The following is a 6,472-nucleotide window of genomic DNA, read 5'->3' on the forward strand; positions in this document are numbered from 1 at the left end:
GCTAATTTTGATTAGCTGGATATCATCAGATTATTCATTTTATTAACAGTAGAGCATCCGCCAGAATGGGGAAAGCTTCGTTGTTAATTTTGTCTCTTCCAGAATCGATTCGAACTCCAAGTTCTTTTTTCTGTTTTCCCTCAGGGTTCAGCCGCGGCTTATTCTTAGAAGGCACTTGTTGTATCCGTTAAACTAAGCGGACGAACCAGTACATCCCGGTGTTTCACACTTAGACGCCTGCTTAGATATCATACTATTTACAACCTGAAAAGTCAAGTCTTGACCTGCTATTGAAAGCTGTCTGTTTATTAAAACTGTTTATTGAAAGCTGTCTTAGAGTCGGCCGACGGCACTTTGTGACCGCCTTTAGTCTTTTTGCAGCACAGCCACTTTCATGCTGCGTACATACTCTCCGATCGGCCCTGCTGCCTCCCGTCCGTACTTCTCACACAGACGAACAATGGCACTGCCCACAATAGCACCATCCGATACAGCTGCCATTTTTTCAGCCTGCGCCGGTGTTGAAATACCGAATCCAACGGCGCATGGGATGTCCGGATTAGCCTCTTTGACAAGGCGCACCATGGCACCGATATCTGTTGTAATCTCACTTCTGACACCGGTAACTCCCAGTGACGAAACGCAATACACAAATCCTTTTGCCTCTGCAGAGATCATTTTGATGCGGTCATGGGATGTCGGTGCGATCATAGAAATCAAATCCAATCCTGCCGCTTCACACAGCGGTGCAAATTCTTCCTTTTCTTCATACGGCACATCCGGAAGGATCAATCCATCAATCCCAACCTCCGCCGCTTTGTCCAGAAACCTTGCAGTGCCATAAGAAAATACAACATTGGCATAAGTCATAAAAACCATCGGAAGTGTCACTTTCTGCCGTACACGTCGAACCATGTCAAATACTTTATCCGTCGTCACACCGCCGGATAAAGCACGCAAATTGCCTTCCTGGATCACAGATCCCTCTGCTGTCGGATCTGAAAAAGGAATACCCAGCTCAATCAGATCCGCACCGGCCGCTGCCATGGCCTCTATAATTTTTTCTGTTGTTTCTAAATCCGGATCACCGCAGGTGATAAACGGAATAAATGCTTTTTCTTTTGCAAGTGCTTCTTTAATCTTACTCATGGATATCCTCCCCTCTGTATCTTGCAATGGCTGCGCAGTCTTTGTCACCGCGGCCGGAAATATTGATCACAATAATCTGATTTTTCGTCATGGTCGGTGCCAGTTTCATGGCATAGCTGACGGCATGGGTCGATTCAATGGCCGGAATAATACCTTCTGTACGGCTCATATATTCAAAAGCCTCCGCCGCTTCACATCCGATCAGTCTCACATCTTTGTCTTCAATAAAATGATAAAAGGCACCGATAGCATTGGAACCGCCGCCCACGCAAGCCAGAACCGCATCCGGCAGTTTGCCTTCCGCTTCAAGTATCTGCTCTTTGATCTCTTTGGAAATCACTGCCTGAAAATCTCTGACAATCGTTGGAAACGGATGCGGCCCCATAACAGAGCCCAGCACATAATGCGTATCGTCAATTCTGCTGACCCATTCGCGGAATGTCTCTGAAACAGCATCTTTCAATGTAGCCGTACCACTCTCAACCGCATGGACTTTTGCACCGAGAAGGCGCATTTTGTAAACATTTAATGCCTGCCTTATCATGTCTTCCTTTCCCATATAAATCTCGCATTCCAACCCCATCAAAGCTGCTGCAGTGGCTGTAGCCACACCATGCTGTCCGGCGCCCGTCTCAGCGATTACACGGGTTTTGCCCATTTTCTTTGCCAGCAGACACTGCCCCAGCGCATTATTAACCTTGTGTGCACCTGTATGATTCAAATCTTCTCGCTTCAGGTAAATTTTGGCGCCGCCCAGGTCTTCGGTCATACGCTTTACGTAATAAAGACGTGATGGTCTGCCCGCATAATCATTTAAAAGTGCTGTCAATTCCTGATTAAATTCAGGGTCATTTTTATAAAAATTATAGGCTTTTTCCAATTTCAGAACCGCATTCATCAATGTTTCCGGAATATACTGTCCGCCGTGAATGCCAAATCTACCTTTTGTCATTGCTTATTTCCTCCTGCTCTTCTGACCGCCTGCAAGAAAAAATTTTTTCTCCTGCATCATTACTCCCGCATCCTCAAGAATTGACCAGTCGAAGGTCTCGCCTGTTCCATAACCGTTATCCAGAATCACCGCATCCGCACTGCTTGTCATGGCATCTTCAAAATCTTTTCTGCTTCTTATTTTAAAAGCTTTCCATATACAGTCCTTTATCTCAGTAGTTTGCCTTGTATCGCCATGCCCTGTTTCACCATCATCCGTGAAGGCTTCTTCCCCGCATTTCAGTAATTTACGCAGCCGCCGGATATAATTCTCATCTTCCCGTCCGTGGAGCTGGATCACATCCACAATCCCTTCATTCAAAAGCATCGCTGCCTGTTCAACCGGACGATCAACAATCACTCCTACCGGAACAACAGAAGCATCCAGCCCTGTTCTCAGCTTTCTGACCTGTTCCGCCGTCACATTGCGATAACTTTTCGGAAAATCAATGATAAATCCGCAATATTCCGGCTTCGCCTCATTGACTGCTGCAATATCTGCTTCCCTGCTCAATCCGCAAATTTTAATCACAGTCATTGTCAACACCTGCTGCTGCGGATTTCATGGCCTTCAGCGTTGCCTTCTGGTCCTTGGCCCGCATCATTACCTCACCCATCAGCACTGCATCTGCACCCGCCTGTCTGAGTGCCTCCACATCCGATATCCGGCTCACGCCGGATTCCGCCACATAAATCACTTCTTCCGGTATCAGATGCCGAAGTTTCACAGCATTGCTAAAATCCACACTAAAATCTTTTAAATTGCGATTATTCACGCCGATCACCCCGGCACCTGCCGATACGGCCATTTTTATTTCTTCCTCGTCATGGGTTTCCACCAGTGCATCTAAGCCCAATGTGTCACAAATTGTCAGATAATGCGTCAGTTTTTTTTTCATCCATCAAAGCACAGATCAGCAATACCGCATCCGCACCCATACATTTTGCCTGATAAATCTGATAATCATCCGCTGTAAAATCTTTTCGGATCATCGGCAGCTGAATCGTTCTCCTGACTTCCCCAAATATGACATCCGATCCCAGAAACCATTTCGGTTCTGTCAGGCAGGAGACACAGTCTGCACCAGCCACTTCATAATTTTTTGAAATTCTTTTATAATCAAAGACCGGATCGATCAATCCCTTGGATGGAGAAGCTTTTTTTACCTCACAAATAAAAGACATTTCTTTTTTCTGAGTGCCCGGCTGAATCTAAATGTACCTTTCGGAAGCGTCAATGCCCGCTCCCGCATTTCCTTTTCCGGCACCTTTTCCTTATCCCTGGCCGCCCGCTCTTTGGCATAAGCGGCAATCGTCTCAAGTATTGTTGCTGCCATATTTTTGCTCCCTGCTGTCTTAACGCTTATTTTTCTGAGTCACTCATTGATAATGACCTCTTTACCGCTTATTGGGAAATTCAACAAATTCTTCCAATTTCTTCATTGCTGCACCGGCATTCATGCAGACTGCATCTCTTTTGGCTCCCTGAATCTGACCGCTCAAAATACCTTTTGTGATGACTGCATTTTCCTCAGCTGTGCCTCCCACCAGTTCATCTTTGGTGCAGCGTTTCAGACCAAAATCTTCAGGTTGGATCACATAGCTTCTGTAATTGCCGTTGTTGATCTCACACACGGTTGTCGGTGCGCTCATGGAGACATCCTCACAGATGCCTGCATCTGCCGGACGTCCCGGCCCCGGTGACAAAATAATGTGACTCGGTTTTAACTGTCGAATATCGTCGATGTTCAAAGTATCATTTCTTTCCACCCGGATATCCGGATCAATACTTCCCACCAGTTGATAAAGGTTGTAGGAAAAACTATCATAATTATCAATCAGCAATATCATAAACTGTCACCTCCCTGAGCCATTTTCAAAGCATCCATCACTGCGGCCGCTTTATTGATACACTCCTGATATTCATTCTCCGGCACAGAATCCGCCACGATGCCGGCACCGGATCTGACAAAGACTTTACCGTTTTTCTGGAATGCCAGACGAATTGCAATACATGTATCCAGATTGCCAGTAAAATCCAGATAACCGATGGCCCCGCCGTAAATGCCGCGTTTGTTGTCCTCCAGCTCATCAATGATCTCACAGGCTCTGAGTTTCGGAGCCCCTGAGAGCGTTCCCGCCGGAAGAACCGCATCCACTGCATCTAAGGCTGTCATATTCGGCCGGATTCGGCCTTTTACTGTCGAACCAATGTGCATAACATGTGAAAAACGTTCGATAGACACATATTTCTCAACTTCCACCGTTCCAAAAACACTGATCTTTCCAATATCATTTCTGCCGATATCTACCAGCATGTTATGCTCGGCCCGTTCTTTTTCATCGTCCAGGAGTTCTTTCTCAAAAGCCAGATCTTCCTGCTCCGTTCTTCCGCGTTTTCTTGTCCCGGCCAGAGGAAATGTATGTAAAACACCATCCTCCAGTTTTACCAACGTTTCCGGTGAAGCACCGGCCATTTCAATATCATCACTCGAAAAATAAAACATATACGGCGACGGATTGGTCGTTCTCAAAACTCTGTAAGCGTCCAGCAAAGAGCCTTCAAAATCCGCTTCCAGGCGGTTTGAGAGGACAACCTGAAAAATGTCACCCTCTTTGATATAGTGTTTGGCCTTTCTTACCATGTCACAGTAGGCCTCTTTGTCAAACAATGGTCTGAACTCACTGGTGATCCTGCCCTGCTTTGGCGGCTGTGGCTGTCCGGAACGAATCAGCTCAATCATATTTTTTGCTTCAGGGAAGGCTCCGCATAGCAAATATAATCATAAGCAAAATACCCACCAGACCACCAGTAAAAGGCGGAAGATGCTCAAGTTTCGGGCTTTTATAATCAGCCAGTATTTTCTTGATCATTTCTCCCGGATGACGAATATCCATTTCAATGGTCGTTCCGTTTTTGATTGTCATTTTTCCTTTAAGACAAGCCAGTTCCAGCTTCGGATCATAGCCCAGAAATGTATAGCGTCCCCATTTTTCATTATCCTCGATGGATTCCAGCATATAAACATGCCGACTGATATTTTTCAGAATGCGAAGCACCTCAATCGGCGTTTTTACATCTGAAAAAACCTCACAGCTGATGGGAATGACTTTATAATCGCCTTCTGCTGCTATTTTCTTTGCCTCATCCAATGTCAGATTGATCATTTTGCCTGTCCTCCTTGTTGAAATACTTTTCGGCTGCTGTATTCTCCATCCCGGATCCCGAAACTAAAAAATCCCCGGCAATGTAAATTAATACATTGCCAGGGACGATTGGAATTCACTTATATCGCGGTGCCACCCTGCTTCACAGGATAGAAAAATCCTGCGCGCTTGTTAAAGAAGTACTAACATACTCCCGGCAATTAACGCCTGCCCCGCGTCATAGAATACTTGAACAGCTCTGCTGCCTTTCACTATGCCCTCAGTGGTCCATTTGCCTATCTGCGTTCGGCCCGGCTCTCATCTTCCCAGACCCTCTGTGCGTGCACAATAAACGTTATCTCCACATCATCAGTTTAATTAGCTAAATTGTTCTCTGACTATTACTATACCTACTATGAAAATATCTGTCAAGAAATTTTTATAATTTTTTATCTTTTTATTTCAGCGCATCCTTCAGCTCTTCCTTGGATGTCACACCAACCATACGCTGAACTTCCTGTCCGTTTTTAAAAATAATCAGTGTCGGAATGCTGACAACACGGAACTGACGTGCCAGATCCATCTGCTCATCCACATTGACTTTGCCAATCTGAACATCCGGCATTTCCGTTTCAAGTTCATGAAGAATCGGTGCCATCATCTGACACGGACCGCACCATACAGCCCAGAAATCTACCAGTACCGGCTTGTCGGATTTTGTAACCTCCGCCTGAAAATTTTCTTTTGTTAAATCTATAATTGCCATAATAAAACCTCCTGAAATTAAATTTCTTCCATATCACTTACAAGCTCAGTATAACAGAGATACCCACAGAATGAAATATCTGATTTTATGAAGTTGCTTTACTTTTGTCCATTCACCCGCTATACTAATTCATATAGTACTTTATTTTAAACAAAAAGTAACTCCTTAGAAAACATTAAAGGATTGTGATCATTTTGAATCAGACGAATGTCTCCAACGAGCTTGCTGCCGCACCGGTGGGAAAGCTCCTTTTTAAACTGGCCGTTCCCACGGTCATTGCCCAGCTGGTCAATCTGCTCTACAACATCGTAGACAGAATTTATATCGGCCATATGCCCGGAACCGGCAGTTCTGCGCTGACCGGCATCGGACTGTGTTTTCCGATTATTTATCTTATTTCTGCTTTTTCAGCATTGATCG

At 45.2% G+C, this 6,472-nt stretch carries 5 protein-coding genes and 3 pseudogenes; 1 reads left to right on the top strand and 7 read right to left on the bottom strand.

Going from position 1 to position 6,472, the window contains the following annotated elements:
• Window positions 1-366: 366 nt before the first annotated feature.
• The 7 genes and pseudogenes from trpA to trxA form a co-directional block, all read right to left on the bottom strand.
• A complete protein-coding gene (gene trpA, locus WMO25_RS13055; RefSeq protein ID WP_349085651.1) occupies window positions 367-1,149 on the bottom strand; it encodes a tryptophan synthase subunit alpha in 783 nt (260 codons plus the stop codon).
• Complete coding sequence (gene trpB / locus WMO25_RS13060; protein ID WP_349085652.1) at window positions 1,142-2,101, bottom strand: tryptophan synthase subunit beta; 960 nt, start codon at window positions 2,099-2,101, stop codon at window positions 1,142-1,144. The genes trpA and trpB overlap by 8 nt, the downstream gene beginning before the upstream one ends.
• Window positions 2,102-2,104: 3 nt before the next feature.
• The gene (locus tag WMO25_RS13065) at window positions 2,105-2,677 is read right to left on the bottom strand and encodes a phosphoribosylanthranilate isomerase (RefSeq protein ID WP_349085653.1); all 573 of its coding nucleotides are present in this window, start codon (window positions 2,675-2,677) and stop codon (window positions 2,105-2,107) included.
• Window positions 2,664-3,476, bottom strand: a pseudogene (gene trpC / locus WMO25_RS18945) (indole-3-glycerol phosphate synthase TrpC). Before trpC ends, WMO25_RS13065 begins: the two are co-directional and overlap by 14 nt.
• A gap of 61 nt (window positions 3,477-3,537) precedes the next feature.
• Window positions 3,538-3,990, bottom strand: a complete 453-nt coding sequence (locus WMO25_RS13085) for a glutamine amidotransferase-related protein (RefSeq protein WP_349085657.1) — start codon at window positions 3,988-3,990, stop codon at window positions 3,538-3,540.
• A pseudogene (locus WMO25_RS13090) lies at window positions 3,987-5,307 on the bottom strand (anthranilate synthase component I family protein). The gene WMO25_RS13085 and the pseudogene WMO25_RS13090 overlap by 4 nt, the downstream one beginning before the upstream one ends.
• A 436-nt stretch (window positions 5,308-5,743) precedes the next feature.
• Window positions 5,744-6,052, bottom strand: coding sequence for a thioredoxin (gene trxA, locus WMO25_RS13095; RefSeq protein WP_349085658.1), 309 nt, complete (start codon window positions 6,050-6,052; stop codon window positions 5,744-5,746).
• Window positions 6,053-6,246: 194 nt separating this feature from the next.
• Here trxA and WMO25_RS13100 point away from each other — a divergent pair.
• A pseudogene (locus tag WMO25_RS13100) lies at window positions 6,247-6,472 on the top strand (MATE family efflux transporter); the annotation flags it as partial.

The organism is Coprococcus intestinihominis, assembly GCF_040096555.1.
Taxonomy (GTDB): Bacteria; Bacillota; Clostridia; order Lachnospirales; family Lachnospiraceae; genus Coprococcus_A; species Coprococcus_A intestinihominis.

What these genes read in the sequence shown, in the direction of transcription:
- trpA (WP_349085651.1), bottom strand. Translation starts at nt 1,149, where the DNA reads ATGAGTAAGATTAAAGAAGCACTTGCAAAAGAAAAAGCATTTATTCCG.
- trpB (WP_349085652.1), bottom strand. Translation starts at nt 2,101, where the DNA reads ATGACAAAAGGTAGATTTGGCATTCACGGCGGACAGTATATTCCGGAA.
- WMO25_RS13065 (WP_349085653.1), bottom strand. Translation starts at nt 2,677, where the DNA reads ATGACTGTGATTAAAATTTGCGGATTGAGCAGGGAAGCAGATATTGCA.
- WMO25_RS13085 (WP_349085657.1), bottom strand. Translation starts at nt 3,990, where the DNA reads ATGATATTGCTGATTGATAATTATGATAGTTTTTCCTACAACCTTTAT.
- trxA (WP_349085658.1), bottom strand. Translation starts at nt 6,052, where the DNA reads ATGGCAATTATAGATTTAACAAAAGAAAATTTTCAGGCGGAGGTTACA.